A 25143-nucleotide genomic window follows, 5' to 3' on the forward strand; every position below is an offset into this window, starting at 1 on the left:
GACGCCCCACCGGCCCCGCGACCGCGGTTTCACAGATAACCCGACGTTCACGACGTCACGATCCGTCACGATCCGTTCCGATCCATTCCGATTAGCCGATCTTCGCCCGTCATGACGGCGTATCTGCACGGATATACCATCGGCGCCGCTTAGGCTCTCACGCGATGAAACGCCGCCCCCACGTCCTCGTCACCCTCTGGCTCGCCACCCGCGCCCTGATGCTGTGGGTGCTCACCCACGACAACGTCCCGCCGCTGGGCGGGGGTTCGGTGAGCCGTGAGGTGCGGGGGCTGTACTTCCACTGGTACGGCGTCCTCGCCCACGGCTCGTTCCCGGCGCACGACACGCTGTGGCAGTACCCGCCGGGCGCGGGCGCGGTGCTGCTGGCGCCGGGCCTGGTGCCGGGGCTGACGTACTTTCAGGCGTTCGTGGCGCTGACGCTGGCCGCGGACGCGCTGATCGTGGCGGCGCTGATCCGCGCGGGGAGGCGTCCCGGGCGGTGCCTGCTCGGCGCCGCGGTGTGGACGGGCGGCCTGCCGCTGCTGCTGCATCTGCCGCTCGCGCGGTACGACGTGCAGGTCACGGCGTTCGCCGTCCTCGCCCTGTTGACGTTGGCGCGCTCCCCGCGCGCGGGTGGTGTGCTCGGGGCGCTGGGCGCGCTGGTGAAGGTGTGGCCGGGCCTGGTGCTGCTGGGCACGCCCCGGGGACGTACGACCCGCACGGCGTGGACGTGGGCGACGGCGGCCGGGGCGGCCTCGCTGGCGCTCTTCGCGCTGTCGTTCAGCAATCCGCTGGACTTCCTGCGGCAGCAGGGCGGCCGGGGCGTGCAGATCGAGTCGCTCGGCGGTACGGCGCTCAACCTGGCGCGGCTCGCCGGCTGGCCGGGCCGGGTCCGCTACCAGTACGGCGCGATGGAGCTGGTCGGTCCGTGCGCGCGCGGCGTGGCCACCGCGTCCCTCGCCCTGACGGCGGCGGTGTTCGCGCTGCTGGTGCTGTGGCGGGTGCGGGCGCGGCACTGGAGCGCGGCGACGCCGTACGACGCGGCGCTGAGCGCGGTGCTGCTGCTCACGGTCACCAGCCGGGTCATCAGCCCCCAGTACCTGGTCTGGCTGCTCGGCCTGGCCGCCGTGTGCCTGACCTCGCGGCACACCAGCCAGCGTCCGGTGGCGGTGCTGATCCTGGCGGCGACCGCGCTGAGCACCGTGGCCTATCCGCTGCTCTACCACGAGGTGATCGCCGGCACCTGGACCGGCTGCCTGCTGATGCTGGCCCGCAACGGGCTGCTGGCGGGCGCCGCCGTGCTGTCCTTCGTGCGGCTGTGGCGGGCCGCGCGCCCGCCGGCTGTGAGGACTGCGCGTGGGACGGAACCCCGGCCGGACTCCGACCGTCTTCCGGGCCGAGTGCTAAGCGTCTCTTAACAAGGCATTACCGAGTGTTCCTACGCTCCCGGCCCGTGGACCCCATGTATCCAGAATCGCCAGCCCCATCAGCCCCGCGAGACCCGCAGAAGACGCAGCCCAAGGTCGCGGTCGTCGTCATCGGCTACAACGACGTCGCCCATGTCGGCGATGCCGTGCGCTCGGCGCTGGCCCAGGGGCCCGCCGTCGCCGAGGTCGTCGCCGTGGACGACTGCTCCACCGACGACAGCGCCGAGCTGCTCGACCGGCTGGCCGCGACGGAGCCCCGGCTGCGGGTGGTGCGCCGGAGCGTGAACAGCGGCGGCTGCGGCAGCCCGCGCAACACCGGCATCGACGCGGTGACGGCGCCGTACGTGATGTTCCTGGACAGCGACGACGTGCTGCCGCCGGGCGCGGTGGACGCGCTGCTGACGGCGGCCACGAGGGCGCACGCCGAGGTGGCGAGCGGCCTGTGCGTGCGCCGGGAGCTGCCCTCGGGGCGTGAACAGCCCTGGCAGGAGGCTCTTTACGCGGCGCACACCGTCATCGCGCGCCCCTCCGAGCGCCCCCGGCTGGTCCACGACACGCTGTGCGTCAACAAGCTGTACCGCACGGACTTCCTGCGCGAGCACGGCATCCGCTTCCCCGAAGGCCGCGTCCACTACGAGGACATCGTCTTCACCGCGCGCGTGCTGGCCGCCGCTCCGCGCATCGCGCTCGTACCGGACCGGGTGTACGTGTGGCATGTGCGCCGGTCGGCGCAGCGGCTGTCGATCTCCCTGGACCGGGGGCACATCGACAACTGGAAGGCGCGTACGGAGGCGTGCGCGCTGGCGTACGAGATCCTGCTGGGCGCCGGGCAGACGGAGCTGGCGCGGGCGGCGCGGGCCAAGTTCCTCGAACACGAGGTGCGCATGTACGCGCGTGAGCTGGGGCTGCGCGACGCGCACTACCGGCGCGCGTGGTGGACGCACACCCGTGAGCACCTCGCGCGCTACGAGGCCGTCGACTGGGACGTCAATCCGGCGGCGCCGAGCCAGCTCCTCGCGCGGGTGATTCTGGCGTCCCCGGAGCCGCGCGACCTGCCCCGCCTGAAGGACCTCGCCTCCCGCCCGGCACGCCTGTTGCCGCCGTACGCACACACCCCCGACGACACACCCGTCTGGTCGCCGGACCTCCCCCAGGTCAACCTCGCTCCCCTCCTCACCCGCCCCGCCCGGGCCCTCCCGCTCGCGGTGGACGCTGAACTGCGCGTCCCGCGCGCGCGTGCCGCGCTGCTGCGTCTGCGGCTGCACGAGCTGTACGGCAGGGTGGCCGAGGCCGGCCCGCGCGAGGTGGACGTGGAGTGGTACTCCCGGGAGGACGGCCGTACGTCCCGGCGCACGACGGCCGTGCTCACACCCTCCGGCGCGGACGTCTGGTCGGCCGAGGCGCCCGTCGATCTTTCGTCACTCGGGGCGGGAACCTGGGACCTGCGGCTGACCGTTCACTTCTCGGACGGCGCGCACCGGGACGTCACCGCACACGCCCTGGCCGGCGCCGGCCGCCTGGGCCGGCAGATCGTGCCGAGCGCCCGGCACGGCGTGCTGCTGGTGCAGCCGTACGCCACGCACTCCGGCGCGCTCGCCGTGCGCGTGGCGACGGGGCTGGGGGGAGCCATGAAGATTGCCCGCAGCCGCCTCCGCCGCCTGCTTCACTGACCCAGACTGACCGACACGGATCCACCGAGGCCCACAGGCCCATCAACGAGGGGACGGCCGGCACATGACCTGGCTGATCACCGGCGGCGCCGGATACATCGGAGCGCATGTCGTCCGGGCGATGACCGAAGCGGGCGAGCGCACGGTGGTCTACGACAACCTGTCGTCGGGCATCGCCGAGCGCGTGCCGCAGGAGGTCCCGCTGGTGCGCGGCTCGATCCTCGACGCGGAGCTTGTGGCCCGCACCCTCGCCGAACACGAGGTCACGGGCGTCGTCCACCTGGCTGCGAAGAAGCAGGTGGGCGAGTCGGTGGACCGCCCGCTGCTCTACTACCGGGAGAACGTGGAGGGCCTGCGCGTCCTCCTGAACGCGGTGACGGAGGCCCAGGTCCCCTCGTTCCTCTTCTCCTCCTCGGCCGCCGTCTACGGCATGCCGGACGTGGACCTGGTGACGGAGGAGACCCCCTGCGCGCCCCTGTCGCCCTACGGCGAGACGAAGCTGGCCGGCGAATGGCTGGTCCGCGCGACGGGCAGGGCGACAGGCCTCGCCACCGCCTCCCTCCGCTACTTCAACGTGGCGGGCGCGGCCACCCCCGAACTCGCCGACACGGGCGTCTTCAACCTGGTCCCGATGGCCTTCGAAAAGCTGACCGAAGGGGCACCGCCGCGGATCTTCGGCGACGACTACCCCACCCCCGACGGCACCTGCGTCCGCGACTACATCCACGTGGTCGACCTGGCCGAGGCCCACGTCACCGTCGCCCGCGCCCTGCGCGCCGCCCCCGGTCGCGACCTCACCCTCAACATCGGCCGCGGGGAAGGCGTCTCGGTCCGCGAGATGATCGACCGCATCAACGCGGTCACCGGCTACGACCGCCCGCCCACGGTCACCCCCCGCCGCCCCGGCGACCCGGCCCGCGTGGTCGCCGCGGCCGACCGCATCGCCACAGAACTGGGCTGGCAGGCCAAGTACGACGTCCAGGACATGATCACCTCAGCCTGGGACGGCTGGACCCGCCTCCACCCGGAGGCGGCCCGCTCGTAGGCTCCGCCCAGAGCCGCACCAACAACACCGGGCACCCCCCTCACAGCGCGCGGCCGAAGCCGCTCACAGTGCCTTGAGTGCCCCCGCCGTAGCCCGGGCCAGCTTCTCCAGGTAGCCCTTCGGGGGCTTCGGGGAGCGGATGACCACTGCGCGCCAGTACAGGGGGCCGGAGATCAGGTCCAGGGCGAGGTCGGGGTCGATGCCCGGGCGCAGCTCGCCGCGTTGCTCCGCCGCTGCGACGATCTTGCTGGCCACGCCCTCCTGGCCGTCCCGCAGGGCCCGCTGGAAGGCCTCCGCGATGTCGGGGTTGCGGGCCGCCTCGGCCTGGAGGTCGGGGATGATCTGCGAGGCGACCGGGTGGCGCAGGGCGCGGGAGGAGACCTCGTAGAGCAGGCGCAGGTCGCCCTCCAGGGTGCCCGTGTCCGGGACCGGCAGGCCGAGCACGGCCATCGCCGAGACGACGTCCAGGACCAGGTGCAGCTTGGACCGCCAGCGCCGGTACACCGCCGTCTTGCCGACGCCCGCCCGGCGCGCGATCCCCTCGATGGACATGCGCGCGTACCCGACGGCCGCCAGCTCCTCGAAGACCGCCGCCCGGATGGCCTCGGTCACGTCCTCCCGGAGCACGGCAGCCCCGGCGGGGGAGCGGCGGCGCGGACGCGTCTGGGGCTCGTCGGCGTTCGTCGTCATGCCGACCAGCATAGGGCGTTACGACGAAACGGTTGCGTTCCGACGTCCGATAGGCCTAGTCTCGCGTTACGTCGATACGGTCCCGTCCCGACGTAAGAGAACGTGAAGAGAACCGTAAGGAAACACGGGGTGACCGAACGACCCGCTTCGGCAGCAGCCGGACGCGGCACCCCCTCCCCCGAGCGAAAGCAGCGGATGTGAGCCAGGTCCTCCACACACCGCCTCCGACCCAGATCCCGGCCGAAGACGACCTCGCGGCGCTGGCCGCCCGGCACGGCCTCTCGGTCAGCGGCGCCCGCCCCTCCCTGCCGGAGTACGTCCGCCAGCTGTGGGGCCGACGCCACTTCATCACCGCCTTCGCCACCGCCAAGCTCACCGCCCAGTACAGCCAGGCGAAGCTCGGCCAGATCTGGCAGGTCATGACCCCGCTGCTGAACGCGGCGGTCTACTACTTCATCTTCGGCGTGCTCCTGGGCACCAGCAAGGGCGTCAAGGACTACGTCCCGTTCCTGGTCACGGGCGTGTTCATCTGGACGTTCACGCAGAGCTCGATCATGGCGGGCACCCGCGCGATCTCGGGCAACCTCGGCCTGGTCCGCGCCCTGCACTTCCCGCGCGCCGCCATGCCGATCTCCTTCTGCCTCCAGCAGCTCCAGCAGCTGCTGTTCTCGATGACCGCGCTGGTCGTGATCGTCCTGTCCTTCGGCATCCCGGTCACCCCCCGCTGGCTGCTCGCGATCCCCGCGCTGATCCTGCAGTCCGTCTTCAACGCGGGCGTGTCCATGATCATGGCCCGGTGGGGCGCCAAGACCCCGGACATCGCCCAGCTGATGCCGTTCGTGCTGCGCACCTGGATGTACGTGTCCGGTGTGATGTGGAGCATCAGCAAGCTCACCAAGAAGGACCACCTGCCGCACCTCGTCACCGTCGCGCTGGAGACCAACCCGGCCGCCGTCTACATCGACCTCGTGCGGTACGCGCTGATCCACAGCTTCCGCGGCAATCAGCTGCCCCCGCACGTGTGGGCGGCAGCCACCGGCTGGGCCCTGCTCGCCGGCATCGGCGGCTTCATCTACTTCTGGAAGGCTGAGGAGACGTACGGCCGTGGCTGAGCAGACCCCCGCGAACACCGAGAAGATCCCCACCGTCGTCGCCGACGGCGTCGACATCGTCTACCGGGTCAACGGCACGGGCGCCGGCCGCGGTTCCGCCACCGCCGCCCTCAACCGCATCATGCGCCGCCAGCAGACCGAGAAGGCGGCCGGCGTGCGCCGGGTGCACGCGGTGAAGAAGGTCTCGTTCGTCGCCTACAAGGGCGAGGCGATCGGGCTCATCGGCACCAACGGCTCCGGCAAGTCGACCCTGCTCAAGGCGGTCGCCGGGCTGCTGCCCGTGGAGAACGGCCACATCTACACCCATGGCCAGCCCTCCCTGCTCGGCGTCAACGCGGCCATGATGAACGACCTCACCGGCGAGCGGAACGTCTACCTCGGCGGTCTCGCCATGGGCATGTCCCGGGAGCAGGTCAAGGAGCGCTACCAGGACATCGTCGACTTCTCCGGGATCCAGGAGAAGGGCGACTTCATCACGCTCCCCATGCGCACGTACTCCTCCGGTATGGCCGCCCGCCTGCGCTTCTCCATCGCCGCCGCCAAGGACCACGACGTCCTGCTCATCGACGAGGCCCTCGCGACCGGCGACCGCTCCTTCCAGATGCGCTCCGAGGAGCGCATCCGCGAACTGCGCGAGCAGGCGGGCACGGTGTTCCTGGTCAGCCACAACAACAAGTCGATCAGGGACACCTGCGAGCGCGTGCTGTGGCTGGAGCGCGGCGAACTGCGCATGGACGGCCCCACCGAGGACGTCATGCGGGAGTACGAGGCCTTCACCGGCGACAAGACGGCGAAGAAGCCGGCCGCCAAGAGCGCCCCCGCGAAGGCCTGAAGGTAAGCGATTCGAAAAGCCTGAGGAGACGCAACCGGGGGCTCCCGAAGAACCTCTTACTCCCTGAGTCGTTCTCTTACTTCGGGGCGGTTATCCCTTTCATCCGTCTAACAGCAGTATGTTATGAAAGGTCGCCCGGAGTCGACGAGCCAAAGGAGTCCTCACAGATGCCCCAACTCAGCATCATCATTTACGGGCCGAACGCCCAGGGGCATCTGACGGAACTGCTGGACTCGTTGGAGGCGCGCCCGCTCCCCGACGCCGAGGTGATCGTCGCCGCGGTCGGCGACTGGGCGCGGGAGACCGCCGAGGGGCACGCCCCGGAGATCGTCGTCGTGCCCCTGCCGGACGGCACCGCCGACGCGGCGGCCCGGTCGGCCGGCGCCCGCCGCGCGTCCGGCCGCTGGCTGCACTTCGTGCACGCCAAGGACGGCCTGCCGGCCGGTGCGCCCCGGTTGCTCGCCGAGCGCGCGGCGGAACTGCCCGACACGGTCGACGTCCTGCTCTTCGACCACGTCACCACCACCTGGCAGACCGCCACCGCCCCCTCCCGCGACGGCCGGCGGCTCGCCGCCACCGGCCGCACCGACCTTCCGCTGGACGAGGCGGCCAACCTGCTGCGCCTCACCCCCCTGCTCGGCAACCGCGCGCTGCGCGCCGAGTTCTGGCGGGCGCACGAGGAGCGGCTCACCACCGACGACGAACCGTACGCCGCCCACGCGGCCCTCCTGCTCGCCGACCGCGTCGCCTGCCTGAACCAAGCGGCGTACGAAGACCGCAGGTTGCGCCCGGAGAGCCTGCCGCCGCTGGCACCCGAGGACCGGTTCGCGAGCATCGACCGCTACGAGGAGCTGCTGCCGCTCGCCCGCGACCGGCGTGCCGTCCGCGGGGTCCTGTACGACCTGATGGTCCGCGACCTGGTGCGCACCTTCGCCGGCGAGAACCTGCCCGACGCCGTGGCCCGCGAGTTCTTCCGCCGCGCCTCACTGGCCGCCGTCCGCTGGCGCCCGGAGGGACATCAGCCCCCGGGCGGTTTCGAGGGCATGCGGCACTCCCTGCTCGAAGAGGGCGCCTACACCAAGTACCGCGCCCTCCAGGCCGCCAACCGCAGCCGCCGCGCGGCGAAGAAGGCGGTACGGGAGCGCAAGCGCCAGGTGGGCGCGAAGGTCCGCGACCTCCAGTACCGCCGCGCGCTCAGCCGCCCGGTCAACCCCAACCTGGCCGTGTTCTCCGCCTATTGGGACCGCGGGGTGTCCTGCAACCCGGCGGCGATCGCCGCCAAGCTCGCCGAACTCGCCCCGCACATCCACCCGGTGTGGGTGGTCGGCAAGGAGAACGCGGCCCTGCTGCCGCCCGGCACCGACCACGTGATCCCCGGCACCCGCCGCTACTGGGAGATCCTGGCCACCGCCAAGTACCTGACGAACAACGTCAACTTCCCCAACGGGATCATCAAACGCCCGGACGCGATCCACCTCCAGACCCACCACGGCACCCCGCTCAAGCGCATGGGCCTGGACCAGATGGAGCACCCGGCCGCCGCCCAGGGCCTGGACTTCGTCGCCCTGCTGGCCCGTGTCGACAAGTGGGACTACAGCGTCAGCGCCAACAGCCACTCCACCCGCATGTGGGAGCGCGCCTACCCGGCCCGCTTCACCTCGCTGGACTACGGCTATCCGCGCAACGACGTCTTCTACAGCGCCACGGCGGCCGACGTCCGCGCCGCCCGCGAGCGCCTCGGCATCGCCCCCGGCAAGAAGGCCGTGCTGTACGCCCCCACCCACCGCGACTACGAGGCCGGTTTCACTCCGCGCCTCGACCTCGCCGCCCTCGCCGACCGCCTCGGCGAGGACACGGTGCTGCTGGTCCGCGCCCACTACTTCTACGGCGGCTCGGCCGCCCCGCTGAGCGGCCTGCGCCGCTCCGGCCGGCTCGTCGACGTCTCCTCCTACGACCCCGTCGAGGAGCTGTGCCTGGCCGCCGACGCGCTGGTCACGGACTACTCGTCCATCATGTTCGACTACGCCAACCTGAACCGCCCGATCATCGTCTACGCCGACGACTGGGAGACGTACTCCACCACCCGTGGCGTCTACTTCGACCTGCCGGCGGAGGCCCCCGGCCAGGTCGCCCGCACCCAGGAGGAACTGGCGGAGATCTTCACCTCCGGGGCCTGGCGCGACGAGTGCGCGGCCAAGAACCTGGCCGCGTTCCGGCGCCGGTTCTGCGAGTACGACGACGGGCGCGCCGCCGAGCGGATCGTACGCCGCGTCTTCCTCGGCGAACCCGAGGAAGCCCTGCCGCCCGTACTCCCGCTCGAAGAACGCACCCCCGCCCCGACCCCCGAGGAGGCCACGGCATGACGACGCCCGACGTCACGGTCACGGTCATCGTCTACAACGACGCGGCCCGGCTCCCCCGCTCGATCGCCTCGCTGCGTGCGCAGACCCACGCCAACATCGAGATCATCATCAGCGACGACCACTCCACCGACGAAACTCCTTCGGTGGCACGGGAGTTGGCGGCCCAAGACGACCGCATCCGCTATCTGCGGCTGCCGGAGAACAGCGGCGGGTGCAGCGCCCCGCGCAACCGGGCCATCGAGATCGCCCGGGCGCCCTACCTGATGTTCCTCGACAGCGACGACGAACTCCCGCCCCGTGCGGTCGAGTTGCTGCTGGCCGCGCACCGCGAACGCGAGGTGGACTTCACGATGGGCGCGGTGCAGCGCCTGCGCGTGGACACCGGGCGGCGCTCGACCTGGATGGCGCACCTGGTCGCCGAGCACCGCACCGTGGAGGGCATCGACGCCGACCCGCGGCTGCTCTTCGAGCACCTCTCCACCAGCAAGATGTACGCGCGCGCCTTCCTGGACCGCCACGAACTCCGTTTCCCCGAGGGCATCCACTACGAGGACCAGCTGTTCTCGGCGCAGGCGTACTGCCTGGCGCAGGCGTTCACGATCATCCCGGACCCCGTGTACGTGTGGTACATCGAGCCGTTCGCGGCGGAGGCGGCGGCCTCCATCTCGAACCAGCGGCACAAGATCTCGAACGTCCGCGACCGCGTGCACGTGCAGCGCCTGATCGACGAGTTCCTGGTGAGCAGCGGGCACGCGGAGCTGCGCGAGGACAAGGACTTCAAGTTCCTCAAGCACGACTTCCGCATGTACGCGGGCGACCTGCCCTACCGGGACACGGAGTGGCTGGAGTCCTTCGCGGAGATCATGAACCCGTATCTGGAGACGCTGGCACCGGGCGCGTACGCACGGCTGCCGCGCCCCGAGCGGGTCGTGCTGGAGCTGCTGCGGGACGGCCGCACGGACGACCTCCGGCTCGCGGCGCGCGGCCTGGGCTACGGGGTGGCACCGCGGCAGATCACCGTCGACGCCGACGGCGTGCCCTACTGGAGCGACAGCGTCCCCGGCTCCGACCGGGCCCGTCGTGAACTGGACGTGTCCGACCTGGAGTTGGACACGCGCCCGTTCCCGAGCGCGCACTTCCGCCACGAGATCACGGAGCTGACCCCGGGCCGGGGCGCCTCGGTCACCCTCGCCATCCGCACGTTCGACCCCGGGCTGCGCCTGCCCGTGGGCCCCCAGCGGGCCGCCCTGCTGCTGACTCCCGGCGGCCGTCGCATGACGATCCCCTTCCGCCTCGACCCGGTCCGCCCCGGCCTCTTCGAAGGCAGCGTCACCCTGGACCTGGCCGCGGCCCCGATCCCCGTCCAGGGCTTCGAGGGCGTACGCCACCCTCTGGTCCGCCTGACCCAGCAGGGCCTGTCCCACTCGGGCATCCTCCTGGCCCCGCTGGACTTCCCGGCCACCACCGCCCACATCGACTACCGCTCCGGCACGGCCCCCCACCAGGTCACCCTCGAACCGGAGGGCCGCACCCCCGGCCGCCTCCAGATCCGCTGGCTCCCGGTGGGCATCACGGCCCGGATAGTCCGCCCGACGGTCCGCAAGCTGGCGAAGCCGAAGGTGAAGAACGCGGCGAAGATGGTGCGGAGCGTTCTGAAGTAAACCGGGGGCGCCGCTGCGGCCGGTCGTACCGCCGCAGCGGCGCCGTCGTACCCGCCTGGCTGCGCCCACCCCCGGCCGGCCGCAACACCGGTCAGCGCACGACCTCGTACAGCACCTGGTCATCCGGCCCGTCGGCCACCTTCCGCAGACCCGGTTCCGCCAGGGACTCGTCGCCCACGACCCACCGCACCCCGTACTCCCGCTCGATGTCCCGCCGTTCAGCGGATGACGTCCCCGCCGCGAAGTACCGCGTCACCGCCGCATCCCGCCTCGCCTCGTCCGGCAGGAAGAAGTCGGGATACCCCGGCGCCACTGTGTACGCCCCGTACGCCGGAATCTGCCGGGCCGGCATCGTGCGGGCCATGACCACGTCCCCGTACTTCACCCACGGCGTGATCCAGTGGTACCCCACCCACGGCGCCCGGTACTTCGCCGCGACCGCGCCCGGCAGCGCGTGCCGCCCGACCACGTACCCGAGCGTCCCGGCCTGCGCCCATGCCCCCACGGCCAGCGCCACGCCGAGCGCGCACGCCCAGCCCACCCTCCCCCAAGCTCTCGACTCCGCTCGAGCAGGGGGGACCCCCATCGCCCGCCGCCCGGCCGACACCGTCTCCAGTGCGGCGGCGAGCTGCGCCGGGATCAGCGCGGCGGGCAGGGCGCGGCCCCAGGAGTAGTGACCGGTCAGCCCGCCCGCGGCGAACACCAGCGCGCCGAACGCGAAGAAGAGCACCAGCGGGTCCCACCGGTCCCGCCGCAGGCGCAGGGCCAGGGCAACCACCCCCAGCAGGACCAGCCCGAACCGCGCGGCCAGGTGCTGGTACAGCGGCCGGTGGATGGCCTCGAGGTCGGCGCCCACGGAGAACAGCCCGAAGAAGTCGTAGTACGGCCACAGCCCCAGCACCACCGCCCCCAGCCCGACCGCACCGCCGAGCCGCGGCAGCACGGACCGCGGCGGGCGCGCGGCGAGCACCGTCGCCAGCCCGCCCAGCGAGGCCACGACCCCGGTGAACTGGTGGCACAGCAGGATCAACGCCCACAGTGCGCCCAGCCCCAGCCACACCCCCCACCGGGTCTCGCTGCCGCCGCGCAGCGCCCCCGTGAGCCACGTCCAGAAGTGGAAGGAGAGGCCGAGGGCGAACACGCTCGGGTACGACACCGTCAGCGCGAGGGAGTTGAGGGAGAGGAAGCCGCTCCAGTTGAACAGCAGCGGGCCCCAGAGGAAGACCAGGCTGAGCAGGGCCAGGGCGGGCGCGGCCCGGTGGGGGCTCAGTGTGCGGACGTAGCGCCACACGCCCGTGACCAGCAGCCCGAGCCCGACGAGCGCGCCCAGGCGCAGGACGACGAACACCGACAGGCCGGTGAGCTTGGCGAGGCAGCCGAGCACCAGCATCCACGGCGAGTAGTACGGGCTCGGCGTGTCGGCGTCGACCAGCGGATTGCCGGGGTGCAGCAGGCTGTGCCGCAGCCGCTGCACGGTGGCCGCGTGCATGCCGAGATCGCCCGCCCACGGCAGACGGACGATCACCAGGAGGAGAAGAACTACGACGAGCGCGGCGGCTGCCCCGGGCAGTGCCCGGCCGACGCTCGCGGTGCTAGGCGCGGCGCGCATCCTGCTGAAACACCCACGTACGGTAGACAACGAAACGGAACGCGGAGGCGAGCACGATGGACAGCGCCTTGGCGGCGTTCGATCCGAACGCGCTGTGCATACCGAGGCCGTGATAACCGACCCAGAACAGGCCGCTTTCCATCACCACGCCGAGACCACTGAAGACGAAGAAGAGCACGATCTGCCGGCGGGTGCGCGAGGCGCGGTCGCGATAGGCGAAAAAGCGGAAGCCCAGGTAATTGGTCGCCATCGCGATACAGCTGGCCAGGACCGTCGCGGTCATCGCCTGCCAACGCAGGCCGTGCAGCAGCAGGTTGAACACCAGGAAATTGACGAGGACACCGCTGCCGCCGACGACCCCGAATTTCACGACCTCCAGCACGACGCGCGTGACCGGGCGGGTCTCGGCGGGTGCGGGTGAGGTGACGGCCGGTCGGGTCTCGGTGAGGTTCACTGTCACAGCCCCGACCCTAGCCGAAAGGCGCCGATTAGCAGGAAACGGTAAATTCGCTGATCATTTTTGTCTAAGGGTCGGCAAGAAACGGAACGCCCCGGGCCGAATCACTGTCAGCCCGGGGCGTTCACACTGCCGTACGACTACGGCGTTCGGCTACGAATGCGTGCGCAGCAGCGTCCGCATCGTCCGCATCGCCACCGAGAGGTTGGCGAGGTCGAAGGAGTCCGAACCGCGGATCTCGTCCAGGGTGGTGCGTGCCCGGCCCAGGATCGCCGTGTTCTTCTCCTCCCACGCCTCGAAGCGCTGCTCGGGAGTCGAGCTGCCGTTGCCGACGGCCAGGACGTCCGCGGTGAGCGCCGCGTGGGCCGCGAACAGGTCCTCGCGGATGGAGGCGCGGGCCATGGACTGCCAGCGGTCCGCGCGCGGCAGCTCGATGATGCGGTCCATCAGCTGGGTGATGTCGAGCCGGTCGGCGAGGTCGTAGTAGACCTCGGCGACGTCCAGCGGCTCCTTGCCCATGCGGTCGGCCACCGAGACGATGTCGAGCGTCGGGAAGGCGGAGGAGAACCCGGCCACGCGCGTGGCGAGTTCGTCCGGGACGCCGGCCGCGGACAGCTCGTCGTACACGTGCTGGTACCACTCCAGGTCCGCGCCGCGCAGCAGCTTCGGCAGCTGCTGCCAGACCTGCTCGACCCGCTCGCCGAAGAACTCGACGGTCTCCGCCAGCTGCAGCGGCTGCGGCCGGTTGTTCAGCAGCCAGCGTGTGCCGCGCTCGACCAGACGGCGCGAGTGCAGCCGGATCCGGGTCTGGACGATCGCGTCGACCTTGTTGTCCAGTTCCTCGACCGCGTCCCACACCGGTGCCGAGCGGAAGATCACGCGGGCCGCGGTCTGGGCGCGGACGATTTCCTCCAGGGAGGCCCCGGTCTCCTCGCGCAGGCGGTGCAGGTACGTCGTACCGCCCGTGTTGACCGTGTCGTTGACCAGGACGGTCGTGGTGATCTCACGGCGCAGCGGGTGGTTGTCGACCTGCTCGGCGAACCGCTCGCGCAGCGCCGTCGGGAAGTAGGCGTGCAGCAGGCCACGCAGGTACGGGTCGTCGGGCAGCGAGGTGTGCAGCAGCTCCTCGGCGACCGTGATCTTCGTGTACGCCAGCAGGACGGCCGTCTCCGGACCGGTCAGACCGTGGCCCTGGGAGAGGCGCTCGCGGATCTGGCGGTCGGTGGGCAGGAACTCCAGCGCCCGGTCCAGGTGGCCCTCGCGGACCATGTGACGGATGAACCGCTGCTGCGCGTGCAGCATGTCCTTGGACTGGAAGAGCGCGTTGGCCAGGGCGGTGTTCTGCGCGTAGTTGTTGCGCAGGACCAGCGCGCCGACCTCGTCGGTCATCTCGGCGAGCAGCTTGTTGCGCTGCTTGACGGTCATGTCGCCGTCCGCGACCAGGCCGTTCAGCAGGATCTTGATGTTCACCTCGTGGTCGGAGGTGTCCACGCCGGCGCTGTTGTCGATCGCGTCGGTGTTGATCTTGCCGCCGTGCGTGGCGAACTCGATGCGGCCGAGCTGGGTCAGGCCCAGGTTGCCGCCCTCGCCGACGACCTTGACGCGCAGGTCCTTGCCGTCGACGCGGATGGCGTCGTTGGCCTTGTCGCCGACGTCGGCGTTCGACTCCGCCGACGACTTCACGTACGTACCGATGCCGCCGTTCCACAGCAGGTCGACCGGCGCGTGCAGGATCGCCTTCATCAGGTCGGCCGGGGTCATCTTCATGACCTTGCCCTCGATACCGAGAGCCTCACGGATGTGGGCGTTGACCGGGATCGACTTGGCGCTGCGCGGGAAGATGCCGCCGCCCGCGGAGAGCAGCTCGGTGTTGTAGTCGGCCCAGCTGGAGCGGGGCAGCTCGAACAGACGCCGGCGCTCGGCGTAGGAGGTGGCCGCGTCCGGGGTCGGGTCGATGAAGATGTGCCGGTGGTCGAAGGCGGCGACGACGCGGATGTGCTCGGACAGGAGCATGCCGTTGCCGAACACGTCACCGGACATGTCACCGATGCCGACGACCGTGAAGTCCTCGGTCTGCGTGTCCACGCCCAGCTCGCGGAAGTGCCGCTTCACGGACTCCCAGGCGCCGCGCGCGGTGATGCCCATGCCCTTGTGGTCGTAGCCGGCCGAGCCGCCGGAGGCGAAGGCGTCGCCGAGCCAGAAGTTGTACGACTGCGCGACGCCGTTGGCGATGTCCGAGAACGTCGCCGTGCCCTTGTCGGCCGCGACCACCAGGTAGGTGTCGTCCCCGTCGTGCCGGACGACGTCCTGCGGCGGGACGACCTCGCCGGCGACCATGTTGTCGGTGATGTCGAGCAGCGCCGAGATGAACGTCTTGTAGCTGGCGATGCCCTCGGCCAGCCAGGCGTCGCGGTCCACGCTCGGGTCCGGCAGCTGCTTGGCGACGAAGCCGCCCTTGGCGCCGACGGGCACGATGACGGTGTTCTTCACCATCTGCGCCTTGACCAGGCCGAGGATCTCGGTGCGGAAGTCCTCACGCCGGTCGGACCAGCGCAGACCACCGCGCGCGACCTTGCCGAAGCGCAGGTGCACGCCCTCGACACGCGGCGAGTACACCCAGATCTCGTACGCCGGGCGCGGCGCGGGCAGGTCCGGGATGGCCTGCGGGTCGAACTTCATGGAGACGTAGTCGTGCGGCTGCCCGCCGAGCTCCTCCTGGAAGAAGTTCGTGCGCAGGGTCGCCTTGATGACGGTCAGGAAGGACCGCAGGATGCGGTCCTCGTCCAGGCTCGCCACCTGGTCCAGGGCCGCGTCGATCTCCTCGAGGAGCGCGTCGATCAGCTCGAGCCCGGCCTTCTGCCGCTCCGGGGACATCCGCGCCTCGAACAGGGAGACGAGGAGGCGGGTGGTGTGGACGTTGTCACGGAGGGTGTCCTCCATGTAGTCCTGCGAGAAGGTCGAGCCGGCCTGCCGCAGGTACTTGGCGTAGGCGCGCAGCACCATCGCCTGCCGCCAGTTCAGCCCGGCGCTCAGCACGAGGGAGTTGAAGCCGTCGTTCTCCGCCTTGCCGGTCCAGGTCGCGGCGAACGCCTCCTGGAACCGCTCGCGGCCGTCGTCGCCCAGGTAGTCGCCGTTGCCGCCGCCCAGCGCCTTCGGCAGGCGCAGCCCGAAGTCGTAGATCCAGGCGGTGGTGCGGTCGGCGCAGCGCAGCTCGTACGGCCGCTCGTCGACGACCTCCACGCCGAGCCGGTTGAGGACCGGCAGGACCGCGGAGAGCGAGACCGCCTCACCCTTGCGGTAGATCTTGAAGCGGCGCTCCGCGGGGGCGGCGCCCACCGGCTCGTACAGGCTGAGCGCGAAGTCGCTGCCCTTCTCCTTGCCGAGCCGCTCCAGGTGGACCAGGTCCGCGACGGCCGCGCGGGGGGTGTGGTCGGCCTTGTAGCCCTCGGGGAAGGAGTTGCCGCCGTTGTAGCGGCGCAGCAGCTCGGCGGCGCGCTCCTCGCCGCACTCGGCGTTCAGCGCCTCCGCGAAGCCGTCCGCCCAGGACCGGGCGGCCTCGACCAGGCGGGCCTCGATGCGGTCCCTGTCGGAGTCCGACAGCTCGGGCAGCACGGTGCCCGGCGGGACGCGGACGACGAAGTGCAGCCGGGACAGGATCGACTCGGTGTTCCAGGCGGTGAAGTCGACGCTGATGCCGCCGAGCTCCTCCTTCAGGATGTCGATGATCCGCAGCCGGACGCCGGTGGTGTAGCGGTCGCGCGGGAGGTAGACGAGGGCCGAGTAGTAGCGCCCGTACTCGTCCTGGCGCAGGTACAGCCGCAGCCGGCGCCGCTCCTGGAGGTAGAGCACGCTCGTGACGATGGACTGCAGTTCGGCGACCGGCGTCTGGAACAGCTCGTCGCGCGGGTAGGTCTCCAGGATCTGGAGCAGGTCACGGCCGTCGTGGCTGTTGGGCGAGAACCCGGCGAGGTGCAGCACCTCGTCGACCTTGCGGCGGATGACGGGGACGCGGCGCACGGACTCGGTGTAGGCGGCCGAGGAGAACAGGCCGAGGAAGCGGCGCTCGCCGACGACGTTGCCGTCCGCGTCGAACTTCTTGACGCCGATGTAGTCCAGGTACGACGGCCGGTGCACGGTGGCACGGCTGTTCGCCTTGGTCAGCACGAGCATCTTGTGCTCGCGGGCCTTGGCGCGGGCGTCGGCCGAGAGCCGCTCGAAGGAGGGGCTGACCGGGTGCTGGTCGTCCTCGGCGTGCTTCGGGTCGGAACGCAGGATGCCGAGGCCGGTGCCGGGCACGGCGGCGAGCGTGTCGTCGTCGCGCAGCTGGTACTCGCGGTAGCCGAGGAAGGTGAAGTGGTCGGCGGCCAGCCAGCGCAGCAGCTCGCGGGCCTCCTCGACCTCGGGGCGGGCCAGGTCGCCGGGGACGGGCTCGCTCTCCAGATCGTCGGCGAGCCGCATCGAGGCGTCCCGCATCTTCTCCCAGTCCTCGACGGCCTCGCGGACGTCGGACAGCACGCGCAGCAGATCGGCGGTGATCTGCTTCAGGTCGGCGCGGTCGGTCTCGCGGTCGGTCTCGACGTGGATCCAGGACTCGATGTGCGCGTCGTGCGGGAGCTCGCCGCCGGGCCGGGTCGGCAGGACCTCGATCAGCTTGCCGGTGACGTCGCGGCGGACGACGAACTGCGGGTGGATGACGACGTGGATGCCACGCCCCTGCCGGGTCAGCTCGTTGGTGACCGAGTCGACGAGGAAGGGCATGTCGTCGGTGACGACCTCGACCACGGAGTGGCTGGAGGTCCAGCCGTTCTCCTCCACGGTGGGCGTGTGGACCCGGACGTTCGCGGTGCCCTGGGGACGGTTCTCGGCGAGACGGTAGTGCGAGACCGCGGCGCCGAAGACGTCGACCGGGTCACGGTCGCTGAGGTCTTCCGGTGCGGTGTGCAGGTAGTAGCGCTGGAGGAACGCGAGCACGGACTCGCTGTCCGCCGGACCAGGGGTGCCCGGCGTGCCCGGCGTGCCCTCGCCCGCGGTCCCAGTCGGTAGGTGCCCCCCGGCCGGGCTGTTCTCAGCTACCCGGGCGGCCCGTTCGAGCAGCTCGGCCTTGGCTTCGTCCAGCTTGGTCTGCATTGTCCTCTGACTCCTGTCGCGCGCCGTTGCGTGACGTAGAAGGAAGTACGGTCTCTCCCCCTCCGGCCTGACGCCACGGCCCGGGATGTCCGGTCCGATCCGACGCTATGCCGCGAGGCGAGATGAGCGGGGGGTATTCAGCCATTCTCGGCAGGCCCCTCCGGGGCCCTGTCCGGTACGGCACTGCGCGTCGCAGCGTCGTGTCCCGGGCTGCCGTCGGCGTCCTGGGGACGTCTGCGGCCCCACCCCGCCCGCGAAGACCAGCGACCGCCGCCCGGTCACGGAGGCGTTCCGTGCTCACCGGGCGCAGGGCAGGGACGAGAGCGCCCCCGCGAACTATCGCGCTGATCACGCCACCAAGGCTATCGCCACTTACCCCGGACCCGTCATGAGCCGTATGTGTACAAAACCGAGGGGGGAACTTTGACGTTCTGCACAGCATCCAGGTGAGGGCGGGTGACGTATCCGGGAAGGGACGGGTGACCTGTGCGGTCTGCCCGGTCGCGCCCGGACGCCTCCACACGCAACCTGAAAAGCGACGGGCCCCCTTGGCAAGCACGCCCCGGGGCGGCACGTTGCCCAGGACAGTGTCCGCCCCCGGAGGAGCCGACATGCCCCCGAAGATCCTCATCGTCATCGGCGACGCAGCCGAGTCCCTGGAGGTCCTCTATCCGTACCAGCGCCTGCGTGAGGAAGGCTACGACGTCCACATCGCGGCTCCCTCCCGCAAGACGCTCCGCTTCGTCGTCCACGACTTCGAGCCCGGCTACGACACCTACACCGAGAAGCCCGGCTACACCTGGCCGGCCGACCTGGCCTTCTCCGAGGTCGCCCCCGGCGAGTACGCGGCCCTGGTCATCCCCGGCGGTCGCGCCCCCGAGTACCTGCGCAACGACCCCGAGGTCCACCGGATCCTCCAGGCCTTCACCACCTCGGACAAGCCGATCGCCCAGATCTGCCACGGCCCCCTGATCACCGCCACGACCGACGCCCTGCGCGGTCGCCGTGTCACGGCGTACCCCGCTCTGGAACCCGACATGCGCACCTCCGGGGCGCACTTCGAGGACACCGAGACGGTGGTCGACGGCACGCTGGTCTCGGCCCGGGCCTGGCCGGACCATCCGCGGTGGATGCGGGAGTTCCTGACGGTACTGCGGGCGAAGGCGCCGGTGAGCTGAGGCAGCCGCCCGCGGCTACGCCGCTATTCGCCCCGCCTCAGCAACCGCCTCGGCCAACGTGTCCACCACCGGCACCCCAGCACCCTCCAGACTCGCCCGGCTGTGCGACCCCCCGGTGTAGAGCACAGCCTTGGCCCCCACATGCAACGCGGCAACCGCGTCGTCCGCCGCGTCCCCGATCACCACGGTCCGCGAGGGCTCCGCCACGTCCCCGAGCGCCTCCAGATGCCGCACCATGTGCTCGGCCTTACTGCCCCCCGAAGGCCCGGTCCGCCCGTCGACCCGCACAAAGTGCGGCTCTATCCCGAAGCCCCGCACCAGCGGCACGAGCTCCTCATGGCCGTACATGCTCAGCAGGGACTGGCTGTGCCCCGCCGACCGCCACCCCGCAAGCAGCTCCGCCGCCCCCGCGGTCAGCCCGCACCGCACCCGGTGCTCGGTGTAGTACCGGTGGAAGACCCCGTCCATCAGCTCCCACTCGGCGTCCGACGGCAGCCGCCCGAGCAGCCGCTCGTAGAACTTCGGCACCGGCACGCAGTACAGCTCCCGGTACTGCTCCAACGTGATCGGCGCGAGCCCCAGCTCGGCGAAGGCCGCGTTCGTCGCCCCGATGATCGCGTCATTGTCGTGGAACAGCGTCCCGTTCCAGTCCCAGACGATGTGCGCGCTTACCTGCATCCCCATGCCCAAAACCGTACCCGCCGCCACTGACAATCACGGCGGCCGGCCGCTTCGGCGCAGGTCAGGCCAGTCCGACGAGGTTCGGGATCTCCTGCGTGGCGTACCACAGCAGCTCATGGTCGTCGGCCCCGTCCACGACGAACTGCGCGTCGTCGTCCCCGCCGTCGGCCGCCTCCAGCGCCTGCGCCGCCGCGGTCACGTCGTCCTCCGCGTCGTCGGCGTCGACATGCACCGCCGCCGCCTTCGCGAGCGCCACCGTCCCGGCCACGGTCACCTCGCCGAGCGCGGACGGGTCGAGCCCGCGGCCCGGGTCCGCCGTGGCGGCACCGTCGGGCACGTCGACGGCGACCACGACCCGGCGCCGCGCCGCACCGGGGTCGGCCGCGAGCAGCCGCAGCGAGGCGAGCGCGGCCCGGCTGAGCGCCGCGTACTCCAGTTCCTCGATGTCGTCGGAGAGGTACCACTCGCGCAGCCCCGGCGTGACGGCGTAGGCGGTGAACGGGCCGGTCCCCAGCTCACCCGTCTTGTACGCCTCGGCGAGAGCGGGGAGGGTCAGGGGGACGTAGACGCGCATGGCTGGCCGCTCTTTCCTGGTCAAAGGCTCCGCTGAGGTCCCGGGGAGGGCGGCTGGCGCGTCTCCCGGAGGGCCTTCAGGATACGTGCGGCCGTCCCCTTTCGAGCCCCTGTCCACGCCCCCGCCGGCGTCCACCCGGCGCCCCGTGACTCACCCGGTCCCGCCGCTCCACGCAAGGCCCGGCGCCCCCGCCGCCCCTCGGATAGGTGAACGTGTCCGGCCCTCTCCCGTCGGCCCTGCCTTCCTTGCCGCCGCCGCGCCCGCCCCCGTAGAAGAGCACCACCGCAAGTTACCGCCCGGTATGTCCCGGGCCCTCCGAACGGGGAGCGCATGAACAAGGTCATGAGCCGCACGGACGACGCGACGAGCCGCGCGGACAGCGTCATGAGCCGCACGAACCCGCTCATGAGCCGCACTCCCCAGCCCCGCCCCCGCCGCCGTCCGCCGACCCGCCACGACACCCGCCGCCCCGGCGGCGCCCCGCCCCGCACCCCGGCCAGGGGCAGGACCGGAGCCCTGACGGCACCGGCACCGCAGACCGCACGCCCGGCACCGGCCCCCGCCCCCGCACGCCCGGCGCCGGAGACGGCCCGTACGGCGCCCGCAGCGGCCGTGCGGCAGCCACGCCCCACCGACCTCTTCGCGGACCGCCTGCTGGCCGTCCTGAGCGGTCAGCGCCCCGTCCACTGGATGCTCCGGCACACGGCGGGCCGCGCCTACGACGACCTCGCCCGCCTCGCCGCGCGCGGCCCCCTGCGCACGCGCGGCACGCGCCCCGTCGTCCACGACATCGGCTACTTCATCCCCCGCACCGGCGCCATCGAGGCCTTCGCCCGCATCGCCGCCGGTGACCAGCTGCGCGCCCTGGCCTTCCGCCTGGAACAGGGCCCCGACCTCCGCTGGCGCTGCACCGCGGTCGAGACAGGCGGCCCACGGCCCGCACACGGAGACGACGACTGACGACGACCAGGGACGCCCCTGACGCGGAAGGGCCGGGCCCCCGAACGGAGACCCGGCCCTTCTCAACGGTCAGCCTCGACGCTCAACGCGCCGCAGGCAGCCGTCACTTCTTGCGGCGCCGCCCGCCCTTCGCCTGGCGGCGGCGCTCGGCGCGGGTGAGGCCGTCGGCCTCGGAGCGCACCGGCTCGTCGTCGTCATCGAGGTCGCGCTCGACGAGGCCGCCCTCACCGTCCACGGTCGCCGCGGAGAAGTGCATGCCCCGCCGCTGCGGCGCCTCAAGGCCCTTGGCGCGGATCTCGGGGCGGGAACCCGCCTGCGCCGGAACCGCGTCCGCGACGCTCTCCGCCACCGGCTCGGCCGCCTCCTCGACCGGGACCTCCTCGACCTGCTGCTCGACCTGGACCTCCAGGTTGAACAGGTAGCCGACGGACTCCTCCTTGATGCCGTCCATCATCGCGGTGAACATGTCGAAGCCCTCGCGCTGGTACTCGACCAGCGGGTCCTTCTGCGCCATCGCGCGCAGGCCGATGCCCTCCTGGAGGTAGTCCATCTCGTAGAGGTGCTCGCGCCACTTGCGGTCGAGGACCGACAGCACGACCCGGCGCTCCAGCTCACGCATGATCTCGGAGCCGAGCTGCGCCTCGCGGGCCTCGTACTGCTCGCGGATGTCGTCCTTGATGGACTCGGAGAGGAACTCGGCGGTCAGACCGGCCCGGTCACCGGCCGCCTCCTCCAGCTCGTCGATGGTGACCTTCACCGGGTAGAGCTGCTTGAAGGCGCCCCACAGCCGGTCCAGGTCCCAGTCCTCGGGGAAGCCCTCGGCGGTCTCCGCGGCGACGTACGCGTCGATCGTGTCGTCCGTGAAGTGCTGCACCTGCTCGTGCAGGTCCTCGCCCTCCAGGACGCGGCGGCGCTCGCCGTAGATGACCTCGCGCTGCCGGTTGAGCACCTCGTCGTACTTCAGGACGTTCTTACGGGTCTCGAAGTTCTGCTGCTCGACCTGCGACTGCGCGGACGCGATCGCGCGCGTGACCATCTTGTTCTCGATCGGCACGTCGTCCGGCACGTTGGCCATGGCCATCACGCGCTCGACCATCTGGGCCTTGAAGAGGCGCATCAGGTCGTCGCCGAGGGAGAGGTAGAAGCGGGACTCGCCGGGGTCGCCCTGACGGCCGGAACGACCGCGCAGCTGGTTGTCGATACGACGCGACTCGTGCCGCTCGGTGCCCAGCACGTACAGGCCGCCGAGCGACTCGACCTCGTCCTTCTCCGCCTTGACCGCCTGCTCGGCCTTCTCCAGGGCGGCGGGCAGGGCGTGCGCCCATTCCTCGATGTGCTCCTCGGGGTCGAGGCCGCGCTGACGCAGCTCCGCCTCGGCGAGGTCCTCGGGGTTGCCGCCGAGCTTGATGTCCGTACCACGGCCGGCCATGTTGGTGGCCACGGTCACGGCGCCCCTGCGGCCGGCCTGGGCGACGATCGACGCCTCACGCTCGTGGTGCTTGGCGTTGAGCACCTCGTGCTGGATGCCGCGCTTGGACAGCTGCTGGGAGAGGTACTCCGACTTCTCGACGGACGTGGTGCCGACGAGGATCGGCTGGCCCTTCTCGTGCTTCTCGGCGATGTCGTCGACGACCGCCTCGAACTTGGCGACCTCGGTGCGGTAGATGAGGTCCGACTGGTCCTTGCGGATCATCGGCTTGTTGGTCGGGATCGGGACCACGCCGAGCTTGTAGATCTGGTGGAACTCGGCGGCCTCGGTCATCGCCGTACCGGTCATGCCGGAGAGCTTGCCGTAGAGGCGGAAGAAGTTCTGCAGGGTGATCGTGGCGAGCGTCTGGTTCTCGTCCTTGATGTCCACCCCTTCCTTCGCCTCGATCGCCTGGTGCATGCCCTCGTTGTAGCGGCGGCCGGCGAGAATACGGCCGGTGTGCTCGTCGACGATCATGACCTCGCCGTCGATGACGACGTAGTCCTTGTCCTTCTTGAAGAGTTCCTTGGCCTTGATGGCGTTGTTCAGGTAACCCACGAGCGGGGTGTTCACCGACTCGTAGAGGTTGTCGATGCCCAGCCAGTCCTCGACCTTGGAGACACCGGCCTCGTGGATGGCGACCGTGCGCTTCTTCTCGTCGACGTCGTAGTCGCCGGTCTCCTCCAGGCCCTTGAGCGGGTTGCCCGCCTCGCCCTTCTTCAGGCGCGTGACCAGCTTGGAGAAGTCGCCGTACCACTTGGTGGCCTGGTCGGCCGGGCCGGAGATGATCAGCGGCGTACGGGCCTCGTCGACGAGGATGGAGTCGACCTCGTCGACGATGGCGAAGTTGTGGCCGCGCTGGACGAGCTCGTCCTTGGACCACGCCATGTTGTCGCGGAGGTAGTCGAAGCCGAACTCGTTGTTCGTGCCGTAGGTGATGTCGCACTCGTACTGCTCGCGACGCTGGGCCGGCGTCATGTTGGCGAGGATGCAGCCGACGGTCAGGCCGAGGAACCTGTGGACGCGGCCCATCATCTCGGAGTCGCGCTCGGCCAGGTAGTCGTTGACCGTGATGAGGTGGACGCCGTCTCCGGAGAGGGCGTTCAGATACGCGGGGAGCGTGCCGACGAGGGTCTTGCCCTCACCGGTCTTCATCTCGGCCACGTAGCCGAGGTGGAGCGCGGCACCGCCCATCATCTGCACGTCGTAGTGACGCTGGCCGAGGACGCGCTTAGCGGCCTCGCGGACGGTGGCGAAGGCCTCGGGGAGCAGGTCGTCCAGGCTCTCACCGTCGGCGTAGCGCTGCTTGTACTCATCGGTGAGGGCCCGCAGCTCGGCGTCGGAGAGGTCGACGAAGTCCTCTTCGATGGAGTTGACCTGGTCCGCGATGCGGTGCAGCTTGCGCAGGATTTTGCCTTCGCCTGCACGCATGATCTTCGAGAGGACGGACACGGGGGCTGGTCTCCTTGCCGGTCGGGCCTGGGACGGTCGGTTTTCCATTACGTACTGAGCAACGGCCATCGTATGCGAGGACCCCGCCGCGCCGGGAGGCCTGGCGTCGCGACGGCCGCTTCACCTAGGACAACGGACGGCCCCGTTGGATAGTGCCGCATCGGCGCGAGGAATTGCGCGAAATGTCATCACGTGCTCACGCAGGGCCAAAAGCGGTGGCGCCGGGCAGGCCGCCCTAGCAGAATCGGCCGATGGAACCCGTCACGCTCACCACCGGCCGACTGCTGCTGCGTACCGTCGGCCCCGACGACACCGAGGCGGTGTACACGGCCGTCCAGGACCCGGACATCCAGCGCTGGACCACGATCCCCTCGCCCTATCTGCCGGAGCACGCGCGCGGCTTCACCGAGGAGACGGTCCCCGGCGGATGGGCGGACGGTTCGATGTTCACGTTCGGCGTGTTCCTGGCGGGCGGCGATCTCGCGGGCATGCTGGCCATCACGATGCGCTCCCTGAGTGTGGGCGAGGTCGGTTTCTGGGCGGCGAAGGAGCACCGCGGCCACGGCTATGTCACCGAGGCGGTGCGTGTCGCGGCCCACTGGGCCTTCACGCGGATGTCCGTCGACCGCCTGGAGTGGCGCGCCGAGGTCGGCAACCAGTCCTCCCGCGCGGTCGCCGAACGCGCGGGCTTCACGATGGAGGGCACGCTGCGCTCCGGGGTCAACAACAAGGGCGTACGACGGGACTGCTGGGTGGGTTCCCTGCTCCCCTCGGACCTGGGCCTGCCGTCGTCGGCGCCCTACCTGCCCGCGCGCGGGTAGGCCACGCGGGCCCGCG

The 25143-nt window shown here is 70.9% G+C and carries 17 protein-coding genes; 10 read left to right on the forward strand and 7 right to left on the reverse strand.

The features are described 5' to 3' along the window. The first annotated feature begins 164 nt into the window (after window positions 1-164). From ACWD35_RS08550 to galE, 3 genes are all read left to right on the forward strand, one after another. A complete protein-coding gene (locus ACWD35_RS08550; protein WP_451350394.1) occupies window positions 165-1418 on the forward strand; it encodes a glycosyltransferase 87 family protein in 1254 nt (417 codons plus the stop codon). A 44-nt stretch (window positions 1419-1462) separates the two neighbouring features. Then, complete coding sequence (locus tag ACWD35_RS08555; RefSeq protein ID WP_451350395.1) at window positions 1463-3097, forward strand: glycosyltransferase family 2 protein; 1635 nt, start codon at window positions 1463-1465, stop codon at window positions 3095-3097. Between the two features lie 64 nt (window positions 3098-3161). Further along, a complete protein-coding gene (gene galE, locus ACWD35_RS08560) occupies window positions 3162-4142 on the forward strand; it encodes a UDP-glucose 4-epimerase GalE (RefSeq protein WP_451350396.1) in 981 nt (326 codons plus the stop codon). Between the two features lie 63 nt (window positions 4143-4205). On the opposite strand, the gene ACWD35_RS08565 is transcribed toward galE, so the two are convergent. Then, complete coding sequence (locus ACWD35_RS08565; protein ID WP_451350397.1) at window positions 4206-4832, reverse strand: TetR/AcrR family transcriptional regulator; 627 nt, start codon at window positions 4830-4832, stop codon at window positions 4206-4208. 197 nt (window positions 4833-5029) lie between these two features. Between ACWD35_RS08565 and ACWD35_RS08570 the strand changes: the two genes are divergently transcribed. The 4 genes from ACWD35_RS08570 (at window position 5030) to ACWD35_RS08585 (ending at window position 10800) form a co-directional block, all read left to right on the forward strand. Further along, complete coding sequence (locus tag ACWD35_RS08570) at window positions 5030-5944, forward strand: ABC transporter permease (protein WP_451350398.1); 915 nt, start codon at window positions 5030-5032, stop codon at window positions 5942-5944. Further along, a complete protein-coding gene (locus tag ACWD35_RS08575; protein WP_451350399.1) occupies window positions 5937-6776 on the forward strand; it encodes an ABC transporter ATP-binding protein in 840 nt (279 codons plus the stop codon). The genes ACWD35_RS08570 and ACWD35_RS08575 overlap by 8 nt, the downstream gene beginning before the upstream one ends. A 167-nt stretch (window positions 6777-6943) precedes the next feature. Next, on the forward strand, window positions 6944-9139 hold the full coding sequence (locus ACWD35_RS08580; RefSeq protein WP_451350400.1) for a CDP-glycerol glycerophosphotransferase family protein: 2196 nt from the start codon (window positions 6944-6946) through the stop codon (window positions 9137-9139). Then, window positions 9136-10800: a glycosyltransferase family 2 protein gene (locus ACWD35_RS08585; RefSeq protein WP_451350401.1), complete on the forward strand. Its 1665-nt coding sequence runs from the start codon at window positions 9136-9138 to the stop codon at window positions 10798-10800. The genes ACWD35_RS08580 and ACWD35_RS08585 overlap by 4 nt, the downstream gene beginning before the upstream one ends. 91 nt (window positions 10801-10891) lie before the next feature. Here ACWD35_RS08585 and ACWD35_RS08590 read toward each other — a convergent pair whose 3' ends face one another. From ACWD35_RS08590 to ACWD35_RS08600, 3 genes are all read right to left on the reverse strand, one after another. After that, a complete protein-coding gene (locus tag ACWD35_RS08590; RefSeq protein ID WP_451350402.1) occupies window positions 10892-12409 on the reverse strand; it encodes a hypothetical protein in 1518 nt (505 codons plus the stop codon). Then, entirely contained in the window at window positions 12393-12869 is a 477-nt protein-coding gene (locus tag ACWD35_RS08595) for a GtrA family protein (RefSeq protein WP_451350403.1), read from the reverse strand. Before ACWD35_RS08595 ends, ACWD35_RS08590 begins: the two co-directional genes overlap by 17 nt. A 150-nt stretch (window positions 12870-13019) precedes the next feature. Further along, on the reverse strand, window positions 13020-17993 hold the full coding sequence (locus ACWD35_RS08600) for an NAD-glutamate dehydrogenase (protein WP_451350404.1): 4974 nt from the start codon (window positions 17991-17993) through the stop codon (window positions 13020-13022). A 611-nt stretch (window positions 17994-18604) separates the two neighbouring features. On the opposite strand from ACWD35_RS08600, the gene ACWD35_RS08605 reads away from it, so the two are divergent. Beyond that, window positions 18605-19171: a DJ-1/PfpI family protein gene (locus tag ACWD35_RS08605; RefSeq protein WP_451350405.1), complete on the forward strand. Its 567-nt coding sequence runs from the start codon at window positions 18605-18607 to the stop codon at window positions 19169-19171. Between the two features lie 15 nt (window positions 19172-19186). Here ACWD35_RS08605 and ACWD35_RS08610 read toward each other — a convergent pair whose 3' ends face one another. Continuing rightward, complete coding sequence (locus tag ACWD35_RS08610) at window positions 19187-19855, reverse strand: HAD family hydrolase (RefSeq protein WP_451350406.1); 669 nt, start codon at window positions 19853-19855, stop codon at window positions 19187-19189. A gap of 58 nt (window positions 19856-19913) precedes the next feature. Next, a complete protein-coding gene (locus ACWD35_RS08615; protein ID WP_451350407.1) occupies window positions 19914-20426 on the reverse strand; it encodes a DUF6912 family protein in 513 nt (170 codons plus the stop codon). Between the two features lie 384 nt (window positions 20427-20810). Here ACWD35_RS08615 and ACWD35_RS08620 point away from each other — a divergent pair, with 384 nt between their 5' ends. Then, the gene (locus tag ACWD35_RS08620; RefSeq protein WP_451350437.1) at window positions 20811-21386 is read left to right on the forward strand and encodes an Rv3235 family protein; all 576 of its coding nucleotides are present in this window, start codon (window positions 20811-20813) and stop codon (window positions 21384-21386) included. A gap of 103 nt (window positions 21387-21489) precedes the next feature. Here the strand turns inward: ACWD35_RS08620 and secA are convergent, their stop codons facing one another. Then, a complete protein-coding gene (gene secA / locus ACWD35_RS08625; RefSeq protein WP_451350408.1) occupies window positions 21490-24306 on the reverse strand; it encodes a preprotein translocase subunit SecA in 2817 nt (938 codons plus the stop codon). Between the two features lie 251 nt (window positions 24307-24557). Here secA and ACWD35_RS08630 point away from each other — a divergent pair, with 251 nt between their 5' ends. After that, entirely contained in the window at window positions 24558-25127 is a 570-nt protein-coding gene (locus tag ACWD35_RS08630; RefSeq protein WP_451350409.1) for a GNAT family N-acetyltransferase, read from the forward strand. Window positions 25128-25143: the final 16 nt, after the last annotated feature.

The sequence above is a fragment of the Streptomyces sp. NPDC002671 genome, assembly GCF_053592475.1.